Origin of the sequence: Pseudomonas sp. MS19 (assembly GCF_013277615.1) — a bacterium.
GTDB classification, from domain to species: domain Bacteria; phylum Pseudomonadota; class Gammaproteobacteria; order Pseudomonadales; family Pseudomonadaceae; genus Aquipseudomonas; species Aquipseudomonas marincola.
Genome location: NZ_VBTO01000011.1, coordinates 1 through 22,470 on the forward strand (window position 1 = coordinate 1; position 22,470 = coordinate 22,470).

General features: G+C 57.4%; 18 protein-coding genes. 15 read left to right on the forward strand and 3 right to left on the reverse strand.

What is annotated here, in order from left to right; genetic code table 11:
* Positions 1-297 precede the first annotated feature (297 nt).
* Positions 298-1,821 (reverse strand): fumarate hydratase, encoded by a 1,524-nt coding sequence (locus FEZ62_RS11975; protein ID WP_069897794.1) that lies wholly within the window; start codon positions 1,819-1,821, stop codon positions 298-300.
* A gap of 203 nt (positions 1,822-2,024) precedes the next feature.
* Here FEZ62_RS11975 and FEZ62_RS11980 point away from each other — a divergent pair, with 203 nt between their 5' ends.
* The 3 genes from FEZ62_RS11980 to FEZ62_RS11990 are packed head-to-tail and all read left to right on the forward strand — an operon-like array spanning position 2,025 to position 4,910.
* Positions 2,025-3,146, forward strand: a complete 1,122-nt coding sequence (locus FEZ62_RS11980) for a GGDEF domain-containing protein (RefSeq protein WP_172927784.1) — start codon at positions 2,025-2,027, stop codon at positions 3,144-3,146.
* Positions 3,139-4,077: an iron-sulfur-binding ferredoxin reductase gene (locus tag FEZ62_RS11985; RefSeq protein WP_172927785.1), complete on the forward strand. Its 939-nt coding sequence runs from the start codon at positions 3,139-3,141 to the stop codon at positions 4,075-4,077. The genes FEZ62_RS11980 and FEZ62_RS11985 overlap by 8 nt, the downstream gene beginning before the upstream one ends.
* A gap of 59 nt (positions 4,078-4,136) precedes the next feature.
* Entirely contained in the window at positions 4,137-4,910 is a 774-nt protein-coding gene (locus tag FEZ62_RS11990; protein ID WP_172927786.1) for an enoyl-CoA hydratase, read from the forward strand.
* Between the two features lie 71 nt (positions 4,911-4,981).
* Here the strand turns inward: FEZ62_RS11990 and pyk are convergent, their stop codons facing one another.
* The gene (gene pyk, locus FEZ62_RS11995; protein ID WP_069897790.1) at positions 4,982-6,433 is read right to left on the reverse strand and encodes a pyruvate kinase; all 1,452 of its coding nucleotides are present in this window, start codon (positions 6,431-6,433) and stop codon (positions 4,982-4,984) included.
* 283 nt (positions 6,434-6,716) lie between these two features.
* On the opposite strand from pyk, the gene FEZ62_RS12000 reads away from it, so the two are divergent.
* The 3 genes from FEZ62_RS12000 (at position 6,717) to FEZ62_RS12010 (ending at position 8,011) form a co-directional block, all read left to right on the forward strand.
* The gene (locus FEZ62_RS12000) at positions 6,717-7,082 is read left to right on the forward strand and encodes a hypothetical protein (RefSeq protein ID WP_069897789.1); all 366 of its coding nucleotides are present in this window, start codon (positions 6,717-6,719) and stop codon (positions 7,080-7,082) included.
* Between the two features lie 88 nt (positions 7,083-7,170).
* A complete protein-coding gene (locus FEZ62_RS12005; protein ID WP_090512918.1) occupies positions 7,171-7,596 on the forward strand; it encodes a DUF4124 domain-containing protein in 426 nt (141 codons plus the stop codon).
* A gap of 58 nt (positions 7,597-7,654) precedes the next feature.
* Positions 7,655-8,011, forward strand: coding sequence for a PilZ domain-containing protein (locus FEZ62_RS12010; protein WP_069897787.1), 357 nt, complete (start codon positions 7,655-7,657; stop codon positions 8,009-8,011).
* Positions 8,012-8,071: 60 nt separating this feature from the next.
* Here the strand turns inward: FEZ62_RS12010 and mqo are convergent, their stop codons facing one another.
* Entirely contained in the window at positions 8,072-9,574 is a 1,503-nt protein-coding gene (mqo, locus tag FEZ62_RS12015; protein WP_090512915.1) for a malate dehydrogenase (quinone), read from the reverse strand.
* Positions 9,575-10,407: 833 nt separating this feature from the next.
* Between mqo and FEZ62_RS12020 the strand changes: the two genes are divergently transcribed.
* The 9 genes from FEZ62_RS12020 (at position 10,408) to FEZ62_RS12060 (ending at position 22,349) form a co-directional block, all read left to right on the forward strand.
* A complete protein-coding gene (locus tag FEZ62_RS12020; RefSeq protein ID WP_069897785.1) occupies positions 10,408-10,992 on the forward strand; it encodes a YajG family lipoprotein in 585 nt (194 codons plus the stop codon).
* Positions 10,993-11,343: 351 nt separating this feature from the next.
* Positions 11,344-12,324, forward strand: a complete 981-nt coding sequence (locus FEZ62_RS12025) for a MoxR family ATPase (protein WP_172927787.1) — start codon at positions 11,344-11,346, stop codon at positions 12,322-12,324.
* Between the two features lie 13 nt (positions 12,325-12,337).
* Complete coding sequence (locus tag FEZ62_RS12030) at positions 12,338-13,288, forward strand: DUF58 domain-containing protein (protein ID WP_172927788.1); 951 nt, start codon at positions 12,338-12,340, stop codon at positions 13,286-13,288.
* Entirely contained in the window at positions 13,285-13,791 is a 507-nt protein-coding gene (locus FEZ62_RS12035) for a DUF4381 domain-containing protein (RefSeq protein ID WP_172927789.1), read from the forward strand. The genes FEZ62_RS12030 and FEZ62_RS12035 overlap by 4 nt, the downstream gene beginning before the upstream one ends.
* Positions 13,778-14,779, forward strand: coding sequence for a VWA domain-containing protein (locus FEZ62_RS12040; RefSeq protein WP_172927790.1), 1,002 nt, complete (start codon positions 13,778-13,780; stop codon positions 14,777-14,779). Before FEZ62_RS12035 ends, FEZ62_RS12040 begins: the two co-directional genes overlap by 14 nt.
* Before the next feature lies 1 nt (position 14,780).
* Positions 14,781-16,379, forward strand: coding sequence for a VWA domain-containing protein (locus tag FEZ62_RS12045; RefSeq protein ID WP_172927791.1), 1,599 nt, complete (start codon positions 14,781-14,783; stop codon positions 16,377-16,379).
* Positions 16,376-17,692, forward strand: a complete 1,317-nt coding sequence (locus FEZ62_RS12050; RefSeq protein ID WP_172927792.1) for a BatD family protein — start codon at positions 16,376-16,378, stop codon at positions 17,690-17,692. The genes FEZ62_RS12045 and FEZ62_RS12050 overlap by 4 nt, the downstream gene beginning before the upstream one ends.
* 441 nt (positions 17,693-18,133) lie before the next feature.
* On the forward strand, positions 18,134-19,720 hold the full coding sequence (locus tag FEZ62_RS12055) for an arylsulfatase (protein WP_172927793.1): 1,587 nt from the start codon (positions 18,134-18,136) through the stop codon (positions 19,718-19,720).
* 91 nt (positions 19,721-19,811) lie between these two features.
* Positions 19,812-22,349, forward strand: coding sequence for a fused MFS/spermidine synthase (locus FEZ62_RS12060; protein WP_172927794.1), 2,538 nt, complete (start codon positions 19,812-19,814; stop codon positions 22,347-22,349).
* Positions 22,350-22,470 lie beyond the last annotated feature (121 nt).

Consider the following 22,470-nt stretch of genomic DNA (forward strand, 5'->3'; position numbering starts at 1 on the left):
TCGCCGACGTATCGTCGATTGCGCCGAAAGATTGAGTGCGCTGGCTACCCATTCCACTGGGATGTTTTGAGTGAAGGTACTTAGGTCGGAGAAGTTGAAAAGATCGCCGAGGTCGAGCAATTGCTGCTGAATGGGCATAAAAAATCCGATACCAGAAAACTGGTATCGGATTTTCTTTAAACCCCGACCTAGATACAAATGCTTAAGTGAACAGCATTACGGCATTGGGCCGGGCTTTCGCGGTGTCGCTGACGGCGCAGGGGTGAGCTGCGCCGAATACAAAGCAGTGACTCAGGCTTACTGAACTTCTACCGCCAGGCTGTCGGCGATTTTCTTGTTCCAGATGGCCGGGCCGGTGATGTGCACCGACTCACCCGAAGTATCGACCGCCACAGTAACCGGCATGTCTTTAACTTCGAACTCGTAGATGGCTTCCATACCCATTTCTTCAAATGCCAGGACTTTCGACTTCTTGATGGCCTGAGCCACCAGATACGCCGCGCCGCCGACTGCCATGAGGTAAACCGCTTTGTGGTCCTTGATCGCTTCGATAGCAATCGGGCCGCGCTCGGATTTACCAATCATGCCCAGCAGGCCGGTTTGCTCAAGGATCTGACGGGTGAACTTGTCCATCCGCGTTGCGGTAGTCGGGCCAGCCGGGCCAACCACTTCGTCGCCTACCGGATCAACCGGGCCGACGTAGTAAATGAAGCGACCTTTAAGGTCGACCGGCAGTTGCTCGCCTTTGTTGAGCATTTCGACCATGCGCTTGTGCGCCGCATCGCGGCCAGTGAGCATCTTGCCGTTGAGCAGAATGGTCTCGCCCGGCTTCCAGCTCTGTACGTCTTCCGGGGTCAGGGTGTCGAGGTCAACACGGCGTGCGCTTGGGCCCGCTTCCCAGACGATTTCCGGGTAGGCGTCCAGCGACGGCGCTTCCAGTTCGGCCGGGCCGCTGCCGTCGAGCACGAAGTGAGCGTGACGGGTGGCTGCGCAGTTGGGGATCATGCACACCGGCAAGGACGCTGCGTGCGTCGGGTAATCCATGATTTTGACGTCGAGAACGGTGGTGAGACCGCCCAGACCTTGAGCGCCGATGCCCAGTTGGTTGACCTTCTCGAACAGCTCAAGACGCAGCTCTTCGATGCGGTTCTGCGGGCCGCGAGCCTTGAGTTCGTGGATGTCGATGGACTCCATCAACACTTCCTTGGCCATGACGGCGGCTTTCTCGGCCGTACCGCCGATACCAATGCCGAGCATGCCCGGCGGACACCAGCCTGCGCCCATGGTCGGAACTGTTTTCAGCACCCAGTCGACGATCGAGTCGGACGGGTTGAGCATGGCCATCTTCGACTTGTTCTCAGAGCCGCCGCCTTTGGCTGCGACATCAACTTCAACTTTGTCGCCAGGGACGATCGAGAAGTGGATCACTGCCGGGGTGTTGTCGCGGGTGTTTTTACGTGCGCCAGCCGGGTCGGCGAGGATCGATGCACGCAGCACGTTCTCTGGCAGGTTGTAGGCGCGGCGAACACCTTCGTTGATCATGTCTTCAACGCCCATAGTGGCGTCGTCCCAACGAACATTCATGCCCACGCGGACAAACACGGTGACGATCCCGGTGTCCTGACAGATCGGGCGGTGCCCTGTGGCACACATGCGCGAGTTGATCAGAATCTGCGCCATCGAATCACGGGCCGCCGGGGATTCTTCGCGCAGGTATGCTTCATGCATAGCCTGAATGAAGTCTGTCGGATGGTAATAGGAGATGAACTGCAGTGCGTCGGCAACGCTCTGAATCAGGTCGTCTTGCTTGATCACGGTCATGCTTGGCGCTCCTTTGATTGGGCAGGAACTTATGGACGCGCCGGAAGAAGTCGACGCATTAGGCGTAAAAAAAGGGGAGGCATTATAGCGCGTGCGATTGATGGCTAACAGCTAACTAATTATTTGACTACGCTTGGCTGACAACATAGTCAAGATCAGGCTACAGTAGCGGCGATTTGCCACTAGTGCATGGAATTCTAATAATGAGTGACTTGGAAGCACCGTCAAAGTCATTGCAGAGGCTGTTGCTGCGGCGATTCAGCATGGCGGCTGCAACCTATTGTCTGGTAGCTTTCTTGTGCACTGTGGCGCACCTCTCCGATCTGGTGACCGCCTCTCTTCCGGCCTTATTGATTCTGTTAGGTTGCGTGCTGGCCGGGCAGCTTGTGTTTTTCTGGCTGTTTATCAGCGAGCGCAATCAGTATTTTGATGACCCCAGTCTGACCGAAGCGCAGGTTCTTTTCGGGATCACCTGCCAGCATGCACTGCTGGCAATTTCTGCTGAAGAGCGTGGCACTTTCTTGGTGTTCTACGCACTGATTTTGCTCTTCGGTGTGTTCCAGTTGCGCTCAGCGGTGTTCTGGCGTTGCACGCTCTATGCGCTGTTCGGTTTTATTGCTCTGAATCTGTATCAGGCCTACAACTTCACCCTTGGCAGTGTCAGTCAGGCCATCCTGCAAGTTGCCACACTGGCTGTGGTCTTGCTCTGGCTGGGTTTGTTTGCCAGCTACCTGCAGTCCATGCGTCAGCGTATGCGCCAGCGCCGGGTTGCGTTGCAGGCGCATCAGGACACATTGCGCGGCATGATGCGCCAGCTTGAAGATCTGGTTGCAACCGATGAACTCACCGGGTTGTGTAACCGGCGCAACTTTATCCGGCTGGCGACGCGTGAATTGAAGTTCCTGCGTCACGGCCGCCAGCATGGCCTGGCGTTGATTGACCTCGATTACTTCAAACGCATCAACGACGCCCATGGGCACGCCGCTGGCGACCGGGTTCTGCAAACATTTGCCGGCGTCGCGCAGTCGTGTTTGCGTGAAGGCGACATCATTGCCCGTTACGGTGGCGAGGAATTTGTTTTACTGTTGCCTAATACCGACGCAGATCAGTTCACCGCTTGTTGTGAGCGCCTGCGTGAAGCCTTCAGTAACGCCGAACCCGTAGGTGTGAAAATCAATAATCTGAGCCTTTCGGTTGGCATGACGTTGCTAACCGCACACGACGATCTGGATGACGCCCTGCATCGCGCTGATCAGGCGCTGTACCAAGCCAAGCGCGATGGCCGCAATCGCTGCTCGGCGGCTTGGGAAGATGCAGATGCCTGACCTTCGGGTGGGCGACCAACTGCTGACTGTGGCGCCCGCAACCAATCTGCTTGATGCCTTGCTCAGTGCCGATATTCGCGTGCCTTACAGTTGCCGGGCCGGCAGTTGTCATACCTGTATGGTGCACTGCGTGAGCGGCGAGTTGGCCGATGCCAAGCCTGATGCACTGGATGCCCAGCGCCGACAGCAAGGCTGGCGTCTGGCTTGCCAATGCCAGGTGCAGGGCGATGTGCAGATTGAATTGTTCAACCCGCTCAACGATGCGCGCCCGGCCACGGTGCACAGCTGCGACTGGTTGAGCAGTCGCGTCTTGCGCTTGCGCTTAACTCCTGCGCGACCTTTCAGTTATGAGCCCGGCCAGCATCTGCTGCTGTGGATAAATCAGCAAATTGCCCGGCCGTATTCGCTGGCCAGTTTGCCGGATGAAGATCCGTGGCTGGAGTTTCACATCGATTGTCCGGAGCAGGGCGCTTTCACCTCGCGTGCCCGTCAATTACAGCCGGGCGACAGTGTGGCTTTGGGTGAGCTGCGCGGTGGAGCCTTGCATTACGACCCGGACTGGCAAGCCAAGCCGCTGTGGTTGTTGGCATCCGGCACCGGCTTGGCGCCGCTTTTTGGCGTGTTGCGCGAAGCCTTGCGGCAAAACCATCAGGCAGAAATACGCGTGTTGCATCTCGCCTCAGCCGGGCAGCACTACTTGGCCGAGTCGTTAAAAACATTGGCCAACGCCCATCCGCAGTTGCACGTGAGCTGCGTGACGGCGGCCGAGTTGCCAGCGGCTTTGGCCGGTCTACGGCTTGTTTCCCGGCAAACTCAGGCTTTACTCTGCGGTCATCCTGAGCAGGTTGAGAGCTTCGCCCGGCGCTTGTATCTGGCCGGCGTACCCCGCAACCAGGTGTTCACCGATTTATTTGTGCCTCACGCGCGCTGAAAGCCATTTTCGGGGCGAGGCATGCATCGCCCTTGAACAATAACAGCGAGATGTGAGTGATGAATGATCATGTGCAGGTGGAGCGTAACGCCGGGTTGGTTACCTTGCGCCTCAACCGCCCCGAAAAGAAAAACTCCCTGACCAACGCCATGTATGGCCAGCTCGCCGAAGCCCTGCGCAGCGCCGATGCCGACAGTTCAGTGCGCGCGGTATTGATTACCGGCGGCGATGACTGTTTCACCAGCGGCAATGACGTTGCCGACTTCCTGCAAAACCCGCCGCGGGACATGAGCAGTAACGTGTTCCATTTCATGCTCGCACTCTTTGAGTTCAGCAAGCCGGTTGTCGCCGCTGTATGCGGGCCTGCTGTGGGCATTGGCACAACCCTGCTGTTGCATTGCGATCTGGTGTATACCCAGCGCAACGCGCTGCTGCGCATGCCCTTCGTCAATCTCGGCCTGTGCCCCGAGTTCGGCTCGAGCCTGATCCTGCCGCAGATGTTGGGCCATGCAAAAGCTGCAGAGTTGCTGTTGCTGGGTGAAAGCTTCAGTGGCGAGCAGGCCGCGCAGTGGGGCATTGCCAATCAGGCGTTGGAAGACAGTCAGGCGACTCATGCCAAGGCGTTGGAAATGGCCATGCGCTTTGTCCAGCTACCGCCATCGGCACTGGCGGACAGCAAGCGATTGATGCGTTCACCGGATCGGCAGAAATTGCGCGAGGTGATCGAAGAAGAAGGGGCGTTGTTCTGCAAGCGCCTGCACTCGCCGGAAGCGCGTGAGGCAATGACAGCATTCATGCAGCGCAGACAGCCTGATTTCTCTCAATTCAGCTAATCAGGCGTTTTTCGGGTAAAGCCTGCTCACTTGCAGGGCCGGGTGGCGCCTGCAAGTGAACACGGTCTGGCTTACACCAGTGGATCACCGACATGCAAAATTTTCATGCCGTTGGTGCCGCCAATCGTGTGGTAGCTGTCGCCCTTGGTCAGGATGACCCAGTCGCCAGCTTGCACCACGCCGCGTTGCAGCAACTCGTCCACTGCCGCCTGGCTAACCAGCTCCGGCGACAAAGCGGCTGCATCAAACGGTACGGTGTAGACACCACGGAACAAGGCCGCACGAGCCTGAGTTTCGCGATGCGGCGAGAAGGCGAAAATCGGCACCGATGAGCGAATGCGCGACATGATCAGCGGCGTGTAGCCACTTTCAGTCAGGGCAATAATCGCTTTGACGCCCGGGAAATGATTCGCGGTGTACATGGCCGCCAGCGCAATGCTCTCGTCACAGCGAGTGAACGTCTCGCCCATGCGGTGGCTCGACTTCTTGCTGGTCGGGTGCTTCTCGGCACCGATGCAAATCCGCGCCATCGCCTGAACCGCTTCGAGCGGGTAGGCGCCGGCCGCACTTTCGGCCGAAAGCATCACAGCGTCGGTGTAGTCGAGTACCGCGTTGGCAACGTCCGACACTTCGGCGCGGGTTGGCATCGGGTTTTGGATCATCGACTCCATCATCTGCGTTGCAGTGATGACCGCCTTGTTGTGCGTGCGGGCGTGCTGGATGATCTTCTTCTGAATGCCCACCAGTTCGGCGTCGCCGATTTCAACACCGAGGTCGCCACGGGCAACCATCACCGCGTCACTGGCGCGAATCAGGCCGTCCAGTGTGGCGTCGTCGGCGACCGCTTCGGCGCGTTCGATTTTCGCCACCAGCCAGGCAGTACCGCCGGACTCGTCACGCAGTTGGCGGGCGTATTCCATATCTGCTGCATCACGCGGGAACGACACCGCGAGATAGTCCAGTTCCATCTCGGCCGCCAGCTTGATATCGGCTTTGTCTTTGTCGGTCAGTGCTGGCGCTGTCAGGCCACCGCCACGGCGGTTGATGCCTTTGTGGTCGGAGAGCGGGCCGCCGACAGTCACTTCGCAGTTGAGCGCATCGGCTGTGGCGCTGATCACGCGCATGACGACGCGGCCGTCATCGAGCAGCAACTCGTCGCCGACGCCGCAATCCTTGACCAGATCCGGGTAATCGATGCCCACGATCTGCTGGTTGCCATCAGTCAGCGGATGGCTGGTTGAGAAGGTGAAGTGATCACCGATTGCCAGTTCGATGCGCTTGTTGCTGAACTTGGCGATACGAATTTTCGGGCCCTGCAAGTCACCCAGCAGCGCAACGTGACGGCCGTGTTTGGCGGCAATTTCACGTACCAGCTTGGCGCGAGCCTTGTGCTCGTCCGGGGTGCCGTGGGAGAAGTTCAAGCGGGCAACATCGAGGCCGGCCATGATCAGTTGTTCGAGCATCTCCGGTGAGTTACTCGCTGGGCCAAGGGTGGCGACGATTTTGGTGCGACGTACGGTCATGCTCAGGCTCCTGATATACAACTGGTGGCGAGGCTACTACGGCAAAACGCTGTAGTCATTGTTCATCTGCACTACCTTAGCGCTGTCGGCTTGTATTTGTGCAAGTGGCCGCCGTGCGGCGCGTGCCAAAGCATGAATGACGCTTTTGCTCTAGCGTAAAAGCAATGCGTGATGCGCGTATTGACGGTGAAGAATTTTAACTGGCGGCCGATAGCATCAGCATGTGCACTCAACGGTTCAGGCTTGCCTGAGTATTGAGGCGGAATTATCGAGGAGAGTTGTAATGCGTGCATTGATCATCATGCTGGTGCTGGCGGGTGTATCCGGCTGCACCCGCTGGTCATTGGACCATCATATAGACAGCGCTTACCGCGCCTATGATCGCGGCAATTGCGAGACTGCCTTGCTGGAGTTGTCCAAGGCCGAGCGCACCAGCCGATCGCGGCGCTATCTGCAGCCGGAAATATCGCTGTTGCGCGGCCAGTGCCTCGAGCGCCAGCGATTATTTGTGGATGCGGCGCAAACCTATCATTTCATCATCAGCACCTATCCAACCAGCGAATACGCCTTTCGTGCGCGTGCGCGTCTGGAAACCTTGCGCCAGCTTGGCCATGTGCCCACCGAGAAGCCACTTCTGGGTTCGCGCTAGGCCGCAGCCTGGGCTTACTGCTTAACCGCTGAGCAACTGGCGTCTTGGCCATTCAGGGGTATGCTTGTGTGCTTATCCATGGAGAAGTTTGATGCGGCTATTGCTGTGTGTACTGCTGTTGCCAGGACTGGCCAGCGCCGAGATCTACCGCTGGACCGACGCGTCCGGGCAGGTGCATTTCGAGCAGCGGCCAAATGGTGCTGGCGCGCAGCGAGTCGAGGTTAAGCCGCAAGTGGTCGAGCGTGATCAAGCCACACGTGAGCGTCAGGCCCGCACCGAGCGATTTTACGATGCCCGCCGCGATGAGCAGGCCCAAGCCGCTGCTGCCACTGCAGAGCGCCGGGCCAAGACCGAGCAGACCTGCACTAAACTCCGCAAGCAGTTGGAGCAGATGCCCGAAGGTTATCGTTACTATCGGCCAGACGCTGATGGCGAGCGCAGTTATTATTCAGATCAGGAAATGGATGCGGCGCGGCAGCAATTGCGCAGTGAAATCGGCAAAAATTGCAGCTAGGTCTGCAAATGCCGGCGCAGGCAGTTATACTCAGATTTCAATATAGCGATGTGCCACTATGCCTAATCAACGTCATATCAGTCGGCTGCAGCTACCTTCCTATCTCAAGGTCTACAACCGCAATACCGATAAGCCGATGGGCTTCATTGGCAATGTGTCGCTCGATGGCATGATGCTGATCAGCGAGCTGCCGCTGCTGGTGGGGGCGCGTTTCGAAATGCGTTTGAAAATTCCCGGCCAGCCTGCGCAGCGCTTTATCGACATCACCGCCACCTGCCAATGGTGCCGTGAAGATGTCACGCCCGGCAGCTTCGACTCGGGCTTCGCTCTGGTGGCGCCGCCCGCCGAATATGTCGAGATGATCTGCGCATTGCGTCGCTACTTCAGCTTCCGGCACACCGCCACCTCGGTCTGAGGTCGTAGCGCGGGCATAAAAAAAAACCGCCCGTAGGCGGTTTTTCTAATCACAACAGCCTCAGGCCATTGCGGGCTCGCTGAGTTGCAGCAGCGCGTCGGAGCGCTCCTGTACCTGACGATAGACTTCAGCGTCCTTGGCCAGCACGTCGCCCATAGCCGGGAAGATCTCGGCCAGCTTGCTCGTCCACTCGGCAGACTGAGCGCGCTCAGGGAAGCAGCGACGGATCAGGTCGAGCATGATCGAAACAGTCACCGAAGCACCAGGCGATGCGCCCAGCAGTGCAGCAATAGAGCCGTCGTGCGCTGCAACCAGCTCAGTACCGAACTGCAGAATGCCGCCACGCTTCGGATCTTTCTTGATGATCTGCACACGCTGACCGGCCATTTCCAGGCGCCAGTCTTTCGGGTCCAGTTCCGGGTAGAAGCCACGCAGGGTTTGCAGGCGCTTCTCTTCGGACTGCATCACTTCCTTGATCAGGTAGCGGGTCAGGTCGAAGTTATCGCGCGCAACGGCCAGCATCGGGCCGATGTTGTTCGGACGAACCGACAACGGCAGGTCCATCAAGGAGCCGTGACGCAGGAACTTGGTGGAGAAACCGGCGTACGGTCCGAACAGCAAGGATTTCTTGCCATCGACGACGCGTGTGTCCAGGTGCGGAACCGACATCGGCGGCGAGCCCACTTCAGCCTGGCTATAAACCTTGGCCTGGTGCTGCTTGACGATTTCCGGGTTGTCGCAACGCAGCCACTGGCCGCTCACCGGGAAGCCGCCGAAGCCTTTGCCTTCCTCAATGCCGGACATTTGCAGCAACGGCAGAGCACCACCGCCCGCGCCGAGGAATACAAACTTGGCCTGAATCTGGCGGCTGTTGCCGTTGGTTGGGTTCTTCACCGTCACGCGCCAGCCCTGAGCGTTACGCTCCAGACCGACCACTTTCTGGTTGCACTTGACGCTGGCGTCCGGCTGATTGTTCAGGTGCTGGAGCAGCTTCTGAGTCAGGGCGCCAAAGTTTACGTCGGTACCGGCCATGACGCGGGTGGCTGCAATGCGCTCGTTGGGATCGCGCCCCGGCATCATCAGCGGCATCCACTCAGCCATGGTGGCGCGGTCTTCGGTGTACTCCATTTCGCTGAATGCGTGGTGCGCAGTCAGTGCGTTGAAGCGGTTCTTGAGGAACGCGACGCCATCTTCACCGCGCACAAAGCTCAGGTGCGGAACGGCATTGATGAAGTCCTTGGGTGAGCCGAATGCGCCTTTCTCGACCAGATAGGCCCAGAACTGCTTCGATTCTTCGAACTGCGTGTTGATGCTTACCGACTTCTTGATGTCGATAGAGCCGTCTGCGCCTTCAGGGGTGTAGTTCAGCTCGCACAGGCCTGCGTGGCCGGTACCTGCGTTATTCCACGGGAAGGAGCTTTCGATCGCTCCGGATGTCATCAACTCGACGATTTCCAGTTTGATTGCTGGATCGAGTTCTTTCAGCAGCACGGCTAACGTCGCGCTCATGATGCCGGCCCCAACCAGCAACACGTCTACTGAATCGTAATTATTCTGCGCCATTATCGCTTCTCCAAAATCAGCACCCAATTGACAGCCAGTGGCCATGCGTGAATCAACGCTGCAAAGCGTTCATCAGCGGTCGCTGAACTCTCCTGACGACACCGGTGAAGTGATAACCGTGCGCAAACCCGCCGCAAAGTTGTTCATTTTTTCGCCACACTCTTGTGAAGTTGTTAAAACCGTTTTTTTTCATGCTCTTTTGGAGACATGAACCTCAAAAGTTCGTAAGCCGGCCTCGACCTACACTGCAGATGCCGCCATTGCTGGGTTGTGGCACACGGGCAGGGTGGTCTTCGTGCAAAAGGCTTTACGAAGTGGGCGACTCTCTGGGGCAAGGCTGAAAAGCAAGGCCCGATCAGGAGGCGTCCTTATAATCGGGGCGCGATTATAAGACGAAAGCAGCAAAATTGATCGCCCGACGTGACTTTTATTCGGCCAATGGTCAGTCAACCAACACTTAGTCTGCGCGAGCATGAGCGACGACTGGTCACTCTTAGCTATTTTGAGAGCCGGTAAGCCAGATAGTTCGGTTTGTAAGCGCCCGCGCGGAAAAGGCTCTAGCGTGGTGCTTTCAGCGAGCTGTTGTGGCGCTTTAGTGTCACAGGCGATATTTGCCCGCAGGTTTTTTCCGCGATTGTGGCTATTGGCAGGGCAATTCATCGGGCCATTCGGGAAAATAGTCCCGCGACTAAAGTAGCAACGGCGCATGCTGCCAATAGCCTGATTGAACCAGCGCTGCTGCACATATGTCTCACTAGCAGTGCTGTTAGCGCGTCTGCGCGCTGGGTATACTTGCCGCACTTTTTGCGTTCTACGTCATTGGAGAGATGAGCATGTTGCCTCGCTTGCTGTTTGGCCTGATTACGGTTGCCAGCCTTACGCTGGTTGGTTGTGCCCACAGCCCTCAACAAATCACCCCTCAACCTAAACTGACTTCATCACTGACCGCCGTTGGCCATGGCCAGCCTGTCGTGGTGAAAATTGCCGATGGTCGCTCATCGCCAGTGCTCGGTACGCGCGGCGGGCTGTACCCGGAAACCAGCGCCATCAGCGTGAACCGCGAAGCGCTGGTGCCGCGCATGCAGGCCGAAGCAGAAGCCGCTGTGCGCCTGTTGGGCTTTACCCCTACCAGCAATGCGGTTAATGCCCCGCAGTTGACGCTGACTCTGACCGACCTCAAATATCAGTCGCCAAAAGATGAGCTGTATGTGACCGAAGCCAATATCAGCGCAACCATTCGCGCCGATGTGCAGAACAGCAACCGCCGCTTCAGCGGTCGTTACGGCGCGTCGCTGAATCAACGATTCGGCATGTCGCCCAACCAAGATACCAACACCCAGTTGGTCAGCGATGTGTTGAGCGACGCCATGACGCGCGCGTTCAAGGACCCGGCGATTGGGCAGTTGCTCAACCAGTAATGCTCCGTGATTGCGCTCGATGAGCGCAGCACACTTGAGAATGCCAGGCAGCGGTTTGGTCTGGCATTTTTTATGGGCGTCTGTTTTTGCGGTTTCAATGTCACCTTGCCTTGGGCTTTATAAATCGCTGTCTATACTCAGTGTGTAAAGGATGCCCGTGAATGGTTTTTAGGGAGCGATTGCGCTGACCGCGCGCGTACAAAAAATGCCTGCAAAGCTCTGCATTAGCGCCGTTAGCGTCCTATCTTTAGATAATCCCAATTCCCGCTTTTCGCCCTTAAATCTCAATAATTCATGCGCATGGGATAACTGCGCAAATGCAAACTATTGATCAAATATTGAAGGCTGACGATGAGTACTCAAGAACAGGTTGTAGCATTAGAAAAAGCCATGGCGCAGCAGGTACTGGGGCAGCAACAAACCATCAGGCACCTTCTTTTGGGCGTGCTCGCCAACGGCCACGTTTTGTTGGAAAGTTTGCCCGGGCTTGCCAAAACGCGGACCGTTAAAGCGCTGGCGCAGAACCTGGAAGCCAAGATGAGCCGCATCCAGTTCACGCCCGACCTGTTGCCATCAGACATCACCGGCGGGGAGATCCTCCAGCAGGTCGATGGCCAAAACCAAATCAAGTTTCAGCCCGGTCCGTTGTTTGGCAATGTCATTCTGGCGGATGAAATTAACCGTGCGCCGGCTAAGGTTCAGGCGGCGCTGCTTGAGGCAATGGAAGAGCGGCAGATAACCGTTGCTGGGCAGTCGTATCCGATGCCGCCGTTGTTTGTCGTAATGGCCACGCAGAACCCCATCGAGCAAGAGGGAACGTATCCGCTGCCTGAGGCGCAGATGGACCGTTTTTTGATGAAGTTGCTGATCGACTATCCAAGCACCGAAGACGAAACTCAGGTGCTGCGTTTATTGCGTGTTGAGGAGCAGGCCCTGCAAGACGGTAACAGCGCAGGTGCCCCCGTCGGTTTGTCGCAGTCGATTATCTTTACCGCGAGGCAAGAGGTTAGCCGGGTTCAGGTCAGTGAGTTGATCGACCGTTATATCATCGACCTGATTGATGCCACACGAAACCCGCAAGCATACGATGACGACTTGGCACGCTGGATCAAGATCGGGGTAAGCCCGCGTGGCGCAATTGGCCTGGATCGGGTTGCACGGGCTCACGCCTGGCTGTCTGGCAATGAATTTGTCACCCCAGATGATGTGCGTGCAGTGGTGCATCCAGTGCTGCGTCATCGCTTGCAGTTGTCGTATGACGCCGTAGCTGACGGCTTAAGTGCAGACCACGTGCTAGACCGGCTCTTGGATAAAGTGGCTATTGCAGCCTGAGGGACGAGAAGCCATGGCGTCTTCCAGTGCTGAAACCGATAACTTTATTTATGCCTCCCTGCCGCAATTAATGGCGCTTGAGCACCGTGCTGTGGGCCTGAGCTTTTTTGCCAGACAACCGCTCTCGAGCATTCTGTCCGGAAGCCATGCATCGCGCATAAGAGGACGTGGGCTCAGTTTTGACGAGCTCAGACGTTACGCACCAGGTGATGATCTGCGCCATCTCGATTGGCGTTCCTCGCTGCGCTTTGGTAAGCCCTTTGTGCGTTCGTTCACTGAGGAGCGTGACCGGCCGACACTGATCGTGGCAGATCAACGCATGAGCATGTTCTTTGGCTCACAGCGCAGTTTGAAGTCGGTAACCGCAGCAGAGCTGGCCGCCATTTGCGCCTGGATTGCGTTCAAGGCGGGCGATCGGGTAGGAGGCTTGGTGATCGGCGATGAGCGCATCGACTATATCCGTCCGCTGCGCAGCAGGGCGCGGGTAGAAGCCTTGTTTGCAAGCATTGTTCGGCAGAACCGTGCGCTCTCGGCAACGGCTGTCGAGAAAGACGCACAGGGGCAGTTGGACTTGGGGTTACGCCAGTGTCTGGAACTGGCCGGGCATGACAACCTGATTTGCGTGATCAGTGATTTTGCCGGCGCGAGCGGGCAGACCCTGAAAATGCTCCGCGAACTCAAGGCGCACAATGATGTGATCGCCCTGCAGGTTTATGACCCTCTGGCAATGCAACTGCCCAGTAAAGGCCGGATTGTTGTCACTCAGGGTGAATTGCAGGTTGAGTTGCAGATCGACCGCAAGCAGGTGCAAAAGCCTTTGGGCGAGTTTTTATCCGGCCGCATGCGCGAAGTCGCGCACTTGTTGAACAGCAGTCAGGTGCCGTTGATGATGCTCAGCACCCATGAGGATAGCCTCGTTCAGTTGCGCAGAGAGCTGGGGCGACTGGTCGAGGTGATGAGATGACAGCCGCTACCACACCCACAGTCAGCCAGCTTAAAGAGTTGCCGTTGGCGCAGCCGCCGTTCAGTTACTTTCCGCAAACCTGGGGGTGGGTGGCCTTGCTCATCATTGTGCTGCTGGCCTTGATTGTCTGGGGCTGGCTGCGCTGGCGGCAATGGAAGCGTGATCGCTACCGGCGCGAGGCATTGGCGCAGTTGAGCCAAATTGAACTCGCGTTGACCCAGGAACATCGGCGTTTGCAAGCGTTGCGGCAAGTTCCGGTGCTGCTCAAACGTGTGGCCTTGTCGATCCCCGGCTCTCCGGCGGTTGCAAGCCTGGGGGGCGATCAGTGGCAGGCGTTTTTGCAACGCAGCAGCACGACGACCGTTCCCAGTGACTTCAGTCATCAACTGGGGCTCTTGGCATACGGTACAGGCGAGCAGGTGTTGGCGTTGGCTGGCGAGGAAACTGACGCCTTGCTTACCCGTTGTCGGCAATGGATTGAGGATCACCATGTGGCAGCTTGATTATCCGTGGGCACTGGCATTGCTGCCGCTTCCGTGGCTGATGTATCGCTTTGCGCGAGAGTATAAAGAGACGCGCAGCGCACTGCGTGTGCCGTTTTTTACCGGGGTAAGCCAGGCGGTTGGCCAGCAGCCCAAGGTGTCGGGTCAGCCGGGTGGGCGCTGGCAAATGCTCCTTAATCTGCTGGTCTGGGCTTTGGTTTTGCTGGCGTGCGCCCGGCCGCAATGGGTTGAGCCGCCGCTCGAGCATAAACAGCCCGTGCGCGACCTGATGCTGGCGATCGATATTTCGCAATCAATGGACACCCGTGACTACACCGATGCCAACGGCAACAAGGTCGACCGGCTGAGTGCGGTCAAGGATGTGGTGCGTGGGTTTATCGAACAGCGCAAGGATGATCGCATTGGCTTGATCGTGTTTGGCACCGGTGCCTATCCGCAAGCACCGCTGACCCTCGATCACGCTAGTCTGGGCTTGCTACTGGATGAAGTTGGCAGTGGCATGGCCGGTCCGAATACGGCGTTGGGGGATGCGATTGGCTTGACCATCAAACTGTTGGATAAAGCCAAAGAGCAGGAGAAAGTGCTGATCCTGCTCACCGACGGGAACGACACCGGCAGTGCAATTACCCCAGGCCATGCAGCGCAAATGGCGGCCGATAAGCACATCGTCGTGCACACCATCGGCATTGGCGACCCCGCGGCTACAGGCGATGCCAAGGTCGATCTGGACGTGCTAAGAGATATAGCTAACGTGACCCAAGGGCGTTTCTTTCGCGCCGATGACCGCGCGGCGCTCAAGCAGGTGTATGAGACGCTGGATAAAATTACCCCGCATGAGGTGAAAACGCTCAGCCATCAGCCCAGGCGCGACTTGTTCTGGTGGCCGCTGGCAGCGGCTGTATTGTTGTTGCTGATCGGCCAGGGTCTGGCCGCGCTGAGCGCAACATTTCGCTCTTCAGCCGGTTCCGCTGCGCAACAGGACACTTGATATGGATATCGACCTGCAGGCTTTTCACTTTTTGCGCCCGCTGTGGCTATTACTGATTTTGCCGGGCTTGGGCTTGCCTGTTCTGTGGTCCCGACGGCACGACATCGGCCGGCAGTTACAGAACGTCATTGCTCCCCATTTGTTGGCTGTGCTGGTAGTTTCGCCAGACGAGCGTCGGCGTCTGCGGGCCGTGCATTTGGTTGCAGGTATCGTGTGTGCAGGCGCAATCGCCGCGAGTGGGCCAACCTGGGAGCAGGATCGCCCGGGGTTTCTCGATGACCGAGCGCCGCTTATCCTCGCAGTCGATCTTTCTCCGTCAATGGATGCCAGCGATATTGCACCGACGCGATTAGCCGCTGTTCAGGCCAAGCTGGATGACTTGGTTAAGCGCCGGGCAGGTTCGCGCACGGCGCTGATAGCCTATGCCGGCAGCGCCCATCTGGTGCTGCCCGCCACCGAAGATCCGGATTTGCTGACGACGTTCGTGCAGGCGCTATCTACCTCGTTAATTCAAAAGCCCGGACATGACGTGCTGGGAGTTATTGATGAGGCCAGGCGTCTGCTGGATGCCGAGAAAACGCCCGCAACCCTGGTTCTGATAACCGACGGCGCTGACCCTGAGTTGAATCCGCAACTCAAAGATCACCTGCAGGGGCTGGATCTGCAAGTAGTGGTGCTTGCTGTTGGTACTGAAGCAGGCGGAGCCGTGCGTGACGGCGAAGGGCAAATACTCAGCGACAGCAGTGGCCGGCCGGTGGTTGCTGATCTTGACCCTGCGGCGTTGAAAGCACTGGCCGATGCTGCCGATGCTCCGTTGGGCAGCCTGAGCTTGAATGACGATGATCTCGACTGGATTGAGCTGCATGCTCAGCGCCACTTTCAGGCGGTGATGGACAAAGATCAGCAGGCGCACTGGAAGGATGCCGGATATTGGCTGAGCTGGCCCGTCTTGTTGCTGGTGTTATTAACTGTGCGTCGTGGTTGGCGTGTGCACTGGCTTGCCGGGCTGTTGCTGGCAGTTGGCCTAAGCATGCCGGTGTCTTTGGTAAAAGCGGCTGGGCTGACTGATGCTTTTTTCACGCCCGACCAGCAAGGGCGTTGGGCTTATGAGCATCAGCGTTACCCACAGGCAGCCGAGCATTTTGCCGACCCTTACTGGAAGGGTGTCGCGGCGTATCAGGCGGCTGATTATGACCTTGCTCTCGTCAGTCTGGCGCCTGTCGATACCGCCTTCGGATTGTTCTATCTGGGCAACTCATACGTCAAATTACGGCGTTTCCCCGAAGCCATAAATGCCTTTGAGCAAGCGCTTGAACGGCAACCGGATTTTCCTGAGGCCCGCGATAATCTGGCGTTAGCAAAAGCTTTGCAAAAGGATTATGAGGCGCAGCAGGAGGCCTCACCGCCAAGCTTAAAGCCCGATGAAATCAAGTTTGACAAGAAAAGCGACAACGGCAAAGAGGCCGAGCAGCCGATGGCGAAAGCCGAGTCTGATGAGCTCTGGTTGAACAACCTGACCACATCTCCCAACAAGTTCCTCGAGCAAAAATTCCTTCTCCAGGATGTCGCACGGGAGCAGAACAAGGAGGGTCAGCCATGAGGTTCTTGTTGATCCTGAGTCTGCTGCTTGTCGGTCGTGCAATGGCTGACGAGCCCAAACTGGTTATCGAGACCCGGCTATCACCAAACACTCAAGTATTGGTTGGCGGGGTCATCAAGCTGGAGGTCGACTTGATGGTCGACACCTGGTTCTCCAAGCCTGCGCAACTGCCTAAGCTGGAGCTGCCGGGTGCGACTGTTTCTGAGCCATCCAGTGACCCTACGCACCTTAATCAAACGATTGATGGCACGCCGTTCTTTGGCATTCGCTACAGCTACCGAATCAGCCCGCAGCGAGCGCAGCGTTTCGATATACCCGCGTTGAGTATTGAGGTCTTGCCGGGGCAAGGCAGCAGTGCGCAAACGGTGCAATCCGAGGCTGTGAGTTTCACCGCAACGCAGCCCGCAGGTGTGGCGCAGGGTGCTCATGCTCTGGTCGCGCAAAAACTGACGCTGACGCAGCGAATCGTGCGCTCGCGTGAGCCACTGCAGACAGGCGACAGCATCACCCGGCAGCTGAGCATTCGTGCAGAAGGTGGCGAAGCAATGCTGATCCCCGCACCGCAGTTCAGCGAGGTTGCAGGCCTCAAGCTATACCTGAACGCGCCACGGGTCAGTGCGCTGAGCAGTGGACGAGGGGATGTCAGCGGAGGCCAGCGTGACGACGCCGCGACCTATACCGCGACCGAGGGTGGCGATTACACGTTGCCGGCCATCAAACTTAAGTGGTGGGATCAGACCGGGCAGGAGCAGGTTGCTTCAGTGCCGGCGGTCACGTTTGAGGTCGCCGCAGGTTCCGCTTACCAGCAGCCGTTCTCGGTCAGCGAAGACCTGCGTCGGCTGGGGCGTCAGACAAAAGTACACATTACCCAACACTGGTTGTTTTTCAGCCTGTTGGTGCTGATGTTCGGGCTGTTGGGGTATTTCGGGCGGCCGTATTTGCAGCGGGCTCTGACTGCGCTGAAACAGCGGCGCACGCGTCGGCAGCAAGTCTGGCTGGAGTCGCCTGATTACGCATGGCGAGAATTGAAAGCGCAGCTCGAAAATGACTCGCCGCGTCTTGATGCCTTGTACCGTTGGATCAGGCTGACGACTGGCCACGATGAACTCAATAGTCTGAACGAGCAGCTACCGGCACCGTTAGCCAATGAGTTGGATGCTTGGATAAAGGCGCGTTACAGCGCCTCAAGCCATACCCCGGCGGACAACAAGAAGCTATTGGAAATATTGCAACAGGTTCGCAACGTGCTCAAACAACAATCGCCAGACACCGCCCCGGCGGGCGGGTTACTGCCGCTAAATCCAACAGGATGAGCCAGAGTTGGCCGCTGCGTTGATCAGAACAGGCATCTGTACTCAGCGTTATTAAGCGGTCTTCCCTCCCCGTTGGGGGCTTGTGCATGGTCTAAATCGTACGACAAGCCTGGCCGCTGTCATAAAACTTCAGGGTGATGCCAGTAAGCTAACGCCGCTGGCTGAGGTAGGACGAGTTGATAGCGATTTACGGCGGGCATGCCGGCGATATCGAGCGGGTTGAGGCCCGTGATAGCCAGATTGGTAAACACGTTTCGCCCGTCAGAACAGGGCATTAAATTTTCCGGGTTATTACATGGCGAAGGCTTGCAGGCGTGTCTACACTTTCGACTCTACTGACCATCGTTTAAACCCCTAATTGGTGTAGCGCCTGATGCTCGTGCGCAGTGAGCATTGGCTGTAGAAATCTATGTGAGTACTTTTCAATGGAAGGAGTTAGGTATGAATAAGCCCAGAAAGTGGCTGCCCGGGATCGCATTTGCAGTCGCAACCGTTATCGGTGCGCCAGCGGTGGTCGCGGCAGAAAAGCCCAATATCTTGGTTATCTTTGGTGATGATGTCGGTATCACCAACATCAGTAGCTACGGCGAAGGCGTTGTCGGTTATGAGACGCCGCACATCGATAGCATTGCCAAGGCGGGCATGAAGTTCACCGATTACTATGCGGAGAACAGCTGCACAGCCGGGCGCTCTACCTTTATTACAGGCCAAACCATCTTCCGCACCGGCCTATCCAAGGTCGGTTTGCCGGGCGTGGCAGTTGGTTTGCAAGCGCGTGATGTGACCATCGCCCAAGCGCTCAAAGCGCAGGGCTACGAGACGGGTCAGTTCGGTAAAAACCACTTGGGTGACCGTGACGAATACCTGCCCACCAACCATGGTTTTGATGAGTTCTACGGCAACCTTTACCACCTCAATGCCGAAGAAGAGCCGGAGCGCGAGCTGTGGCCAAAGGATGACGCGGATTTCGTCAAGAATGCATCTCCGCGCGGTGTAATCAAATCCTCTGCTGACGGTAAAATTGAAGACACTGGTGCGCTGACTAGCAAGCGCATGGAAACCATTGACGACGATACTACCCAGGCCGCGATCGACTTCATCTCGAAACAAGCCAAAGCAGACAAGCCGTTTTTCGTGTGGATGAACACCACTCGCATGCACTTGTTCACGCACGTGCGTGACTCAATGAAAGGCCAGAGCGGTATGCCTGGCAATGAATACGCAGACGGCATGATTGAGCACGACGAAGACGTCGGGATGCTGCTCAAGACGCTTGATGACTTGAAGATCAGCGACAACACCATCGTGGTTTACACCACGGACAACGGGCCAAACCAGTTCTCCTGGCCTGACGCCGCAACCACGCCTTATCGCAACGAGAAAAACTCCAACTGGGAAGGTGCTTATCGGGTACCAGCTATGATCCGCTGGCCGGGTCACATCAAGCCAGGTACAGTTTCTCGCGAAATGTTCTCGGGTCTTGACTGGTTCCCAACCTTGTTGGCTGCCGCTGGCGACACTGATATCAAAGAGCGCTTGCTCAAAGGTACTGACCTGAATGGTAAAAACTTCAAGGTTCACCTTGATGGTTTCAACCAGCTTGATTACCTGACCGGTAAAGCCGACAAAGGTGCTCGCGACGAGTTCTACTACTTCAACGACGACACCGATCTGGTGGCCATGCGTTTTGGCAACTGGAAAGTGGTCTTCTGTGAGCAGCGTGAACCCGGTGGCATGAAAGTCTGGAGCGAACCTTTCGTGTGCCTGCGTCTGCCTAAGATCTTCAACCTGCGGATGGACCCGTATGAGCGTGCAGATATCGTATCTGACCAGTACTACGACTTCCTGACCAAGAACCTTTTCATCACCGAGCAAGCTACTCAGCGTTCGGCGAAGTTCTTGCAGACCTTTGTCGATTATCCGCCAAGCCAGCTGCCTGCCAGCTTCAGCATCGACCAGATCCGGGAGAACGTAGACAAACAGATCAAAGCAAAAATGGAAGAGGCGGCTGCCGCCAAAACCAACTGATCTGAGCCTGTGCCCTGGGATTTGGGGGTCTCCATAACCTGCAACAGGGAAACCTGTTGCAGGTTTTTCTCTGTCTGATAAGGCTGTTCAGATGTCCTCAACCGCAAGCTCCTCTCGTGATCAGGCCTCTGATCCGGTTGCTGAAAGTGTTCTTGGAACCCAGGCTTTTTCGATACGGCTCGCCGCCGCACTGCTATTTATTTCAGGCGGATCGGCGCTGGTCTATCAGGTGCTTTGGGTCAAACAACTGTCGCTGGTGGTCGGTGTCGAGGTTTACGCCGTTACCACGGCTATCAGTGCATTCTTTGCCGGGCTTGCATTAGGCGGGCTGGTTTATGGTGGTTTGGCTGATCGTTCAAAACGCCCGCTCAGGCTGTATGCCGCACTTGAGTTGGCTGTGGCTGTGTTCGGGATTGGCGCGACGCTTGCGTTGGCCAATTCGGCGGGCCTTTATGCCCGACTTGAGAGCAGCGTAGGGTTGCTCGCCTGGCTGCTGCCGTTTGCGTTGGTGGGCATTCCCGCCTTCTTCATGGGCGGAACGTTACCGGTATTGATGCGCGCGCTGTCCCCTCAGGACGGTCGATTTGGCGAGGCGGGTGGGCGGCTGTATGCGGCCAACACCGCTGGCGCCATTACTGGCACCTTGTTGGCTGCATTCGTATTGATCGCGCAATTTGGGGTCATTGGCAGTGCCGTCGTTGCCGGGGCACTGAATCTAATCGGCGCAGTGGTGGCTTTACGGCTGCGTCAAAGCGTCAGATCGCTGCCCGAGTCGAACCTCGCAGAGCGCCCAGCGCTCACTGCGCAGGCACGCCTGGCGATTGGCTTGTACTGCGTTGCGGGTGGCGTTGCGCTGGGTTATGAAATTGTCTGGACGCAATCCATTGTGCCGTTTATGAGCACCCGCGCCTTTGCGTTTGCGGTGGTGCTCGCAACTTACTTGCTGGGGCTGGCAATAGGCAGTGCGATCTATGCGCGCCGGGCAGACCGCATTCGTGATCCGTGGGGGTTGTTCGGGGTTCTGATTGCGTTGGCGGGGTTGCTGGCACTGCTGCAGATTGCAGGCCTTGGTCGCTGGCTGATAATTGTACAAACCCAGGTTGAGTTCTATGTGCTGCATTTGACCGGTAACGAGCTAGCCGGGATGTGCGCTCGCTTTGCCATGGCCGCTTTGTGTGTGGTGTTCCTGCCGACCACGATTCTTGGCGCGGCGTTCCCTCTGGCGTTGCGCCTTGCGGTGAATAAGGCGCATGTGGGGCGTGATGTTGGCGTCGTTATCGCACTCAATACGCTCGGCGGGATTGTCGGAGTGATCCTGACCGGGCTGGTGTTAATCCCCGGTATCGGTTTGGTGCGTACCTTGGCCTTTCTGGCTGTGATCGCCTGCGCCATTGCTGGCATCGCCGCATGGCGCGGCACGGGCGTAGGGGCAGGCATGCGCGCGGCAATTGCCTGCATAGCTTTAATCACCGTGGTTGGCGCGGTCATGACCCCGCCGCAGAAATTGGCGGAACTGCTGCCAGGCGCGAGAAGTGGCGAGTTGCTGTACTACCAGGAAGGCCGCGGCAATACCGTGGCGGTGGTGAAGCAGGGGCGCGATGCCCGTCAGTTCAATCGTTTGTATATTCAGGGGGTGTCGAACACTGGTGATGCCATGCCTTCGCTGCGTTATATGCGTATGCAAGCGCTGTTGCCCTTGCTGATTCACAACAACGAACCTCGCTCGGCTCTGGTCATTGGCTTTGGTACGGGGATTACCGCCGGGGCAATGCTGCGTTACGACGGGCTGCAGAAGCCGGTGGTGGCGGAGTTGTTACCGGCAGTACTTGAAGCGGCGCACTTGTTCAAAGGCAATTATGGCGCCGCCTCCGATAGCCGTCTGGATATACGCCTGCGTGATGGCCGTCGTGAATTGCTGAGAAATCCTCAACCCTATGATTTGATCACGCTGGAACCGCCGCCGCCCTCCGCAGCAGGAGTGGTGAATTTATATTCCCGGGATTTTTATGCGCTGGCTGCCAGTCGTCTGCAACCGGGGGGACTGGTGGCGCAGTGGCTGCCATTGCCCACCCAGAATAACGAGGACAGTCAGTCGCTGGTGCGCAGCTTTATTGATGTGTTTCCCCACGCATCGCTCTGGACCACTGAGTTTCACGAGATGCTAATGATTGGCTCGCTCGATGAAATGCACCTCAACGTACCGCAGATTCGCGAGCGTTTCGAGCAACCCAAGGTGCGTGCGTCGCTGCGTGAAGTCGGCATCAACTCACCGGCAGCGCTGCTGGCGACCTGGGTGACAGATCGCGACGGGCTCGCGCGTTATGCCGCTGATGCGCAGCCGGTCACCGATAACCAGCCACTGATTGAATACACCTCTTGGGTGCGCTCAAAAGAGATTGTGCGTGTGCTGCCAACCTTACTCGCGCTGCACACCCCACCTCCGCTGGAGGGCAGTAATGCGGCATTTGCCGCTGAGGTTGATAATCAATGGGGGCGCTTACAGTTGTTTTACTCTGCCGGCCTGAACGCCTACCAGCAAGACCGCCAAGGTTGGTCGCGAAATGTTCGGGACCTGATGCGCACCGATGACGATAACCCCTACTACCGCTGGTTTCTGGGGCTTCGATGAGGGATTAAAGTGCAGCGTCAGTTAGCGGCTCATGGCTGAAAGTCTGGCGTGGCAGGCAACAGCTGCGAGCCAGAGAACGGCGTTGGCAAACTGTCTGCAGGGTGTCGGGGTTTGGGGAACA

Bases quoted from the DNA above. Each gene is read 5' to 3' on its own strand.
- FEZ62_RS11975 (WP_069897794.1), bottom strand. From the start codon at position 1,821: ATGACCGTGATCAAGCAAGACGACCTGATTCAGAGCGTTGCCGACGCA.
- FEZ62_RS11980 (WP_172927784.1), top strand. From the start codon at position 2,025: ATGAGTGACTTGGAAGCACCGTCAAAGTCATTGCAGAGGCTGTTGCTG.
- FEZ62_RS11985 (WP_172927785.1), top strand. From the start codon at position 3,139: ATGCCTGACCTTCGGGTGGGCGACCAACTGCTGACTGTGGCGCCCGCA.
- FEZ62_RS11990 (WP_172927786.1), top strand. From the start codon at position 4,137: ATGAATGATCATGTGCAGGTGGAGCGTAACGCCGGGTTGGTTACCTTG.
- pyk (WP_069897790.1), bottom strand. From the start codon at position 6,433: ATGACCGTACGTCGCACCAAAATCGTCGCCACCCTTGGCCCAGCGAGT.
- FEZ62_RS12000 (WP_069897789.1), top strand. From the start codon at position 6,717: ATGCGTGCATTGATCATCATGCTGGTGCTGGCGGGTGTATCCGGCTGC.
- FEZ62_RS12010 (WP_069897787.1), top strand. From the start codon at position 7,655: ATGCCTAATCAACGTCATATCAGTCGGCTGCAGCTACCTTCCTATCTC.
- mqo (WP_090512915.1), bottom strand. From the start codon at position 9,574: ATGGCGCAGAATAATTACGATTCAGTAGACGTGTTGCTGGTTGGGGCC.
- FEZ62_RS12020 (WP_069897785.1), top strand. From the start codon at position 10,408: ATGTTGCCTCGCTTGCTGTTTGGCCTGATTACGGTTGCCAGCCTTACG.
- FEZ62_RS12025 (WP_172927787.1), top strand. From the start codon at position 11,344: ATGAGTACTCAAGAACAGGTTGTAGCATTAGAAAAAGCCATGGCGCAG.
- FEZ62_RS12030 (WP_172927788.1), top strand. From the start codon at position 12,338: ATGGCGTCTTCCAGTGCTGAAACCGATAACTTTATTTATGCCTCCCTG.
- FEZ62_RS12035 (WP_172927789.1), top strand. From the start codon at position 13,285: ATGACAGCCGCTACCACACCCACAGTCAGCCAGCTTAAAGAGTTGCCG.
- FEZ62_RS12040 (WP_172927790.1), top strand. From the start codon at position 13,778: ATGTGGCAGCTTGATTATCCGTGGGCACTGGCATTGCTGCCGCTTCCG.
- FEZ62_RS12045 (WP_172927791.1), top strand. From the start codon at position 14,781: ATGGATATCGACCTGCAGGCTTTTCACTTTTTGCGCCCGCTGTGGCTA.
- FEZ62_RS12050 (WP_172927792.1), top strand. From the start codon at position 16,376: ATGAGGTTCTTGTTGATCCTGAGTCTGCTGCTTGTCGGTCGTGCAATG.
- FEZ62_RS12055 (WP_172927793.1), top strand. From the start codon at position 18,134: ATGAATAAGCCCAGAAAGTGGCTGCCCGGGATCGCATTTGCAGTCGCA.
- FEZ62_RS12060 (WP_172927794.1), top strand. From the start codon at position 19,812: ATGTCCTCAACCGCAAGCTCCTCTCGTGATCAGGCCTCTGATCCGGTT.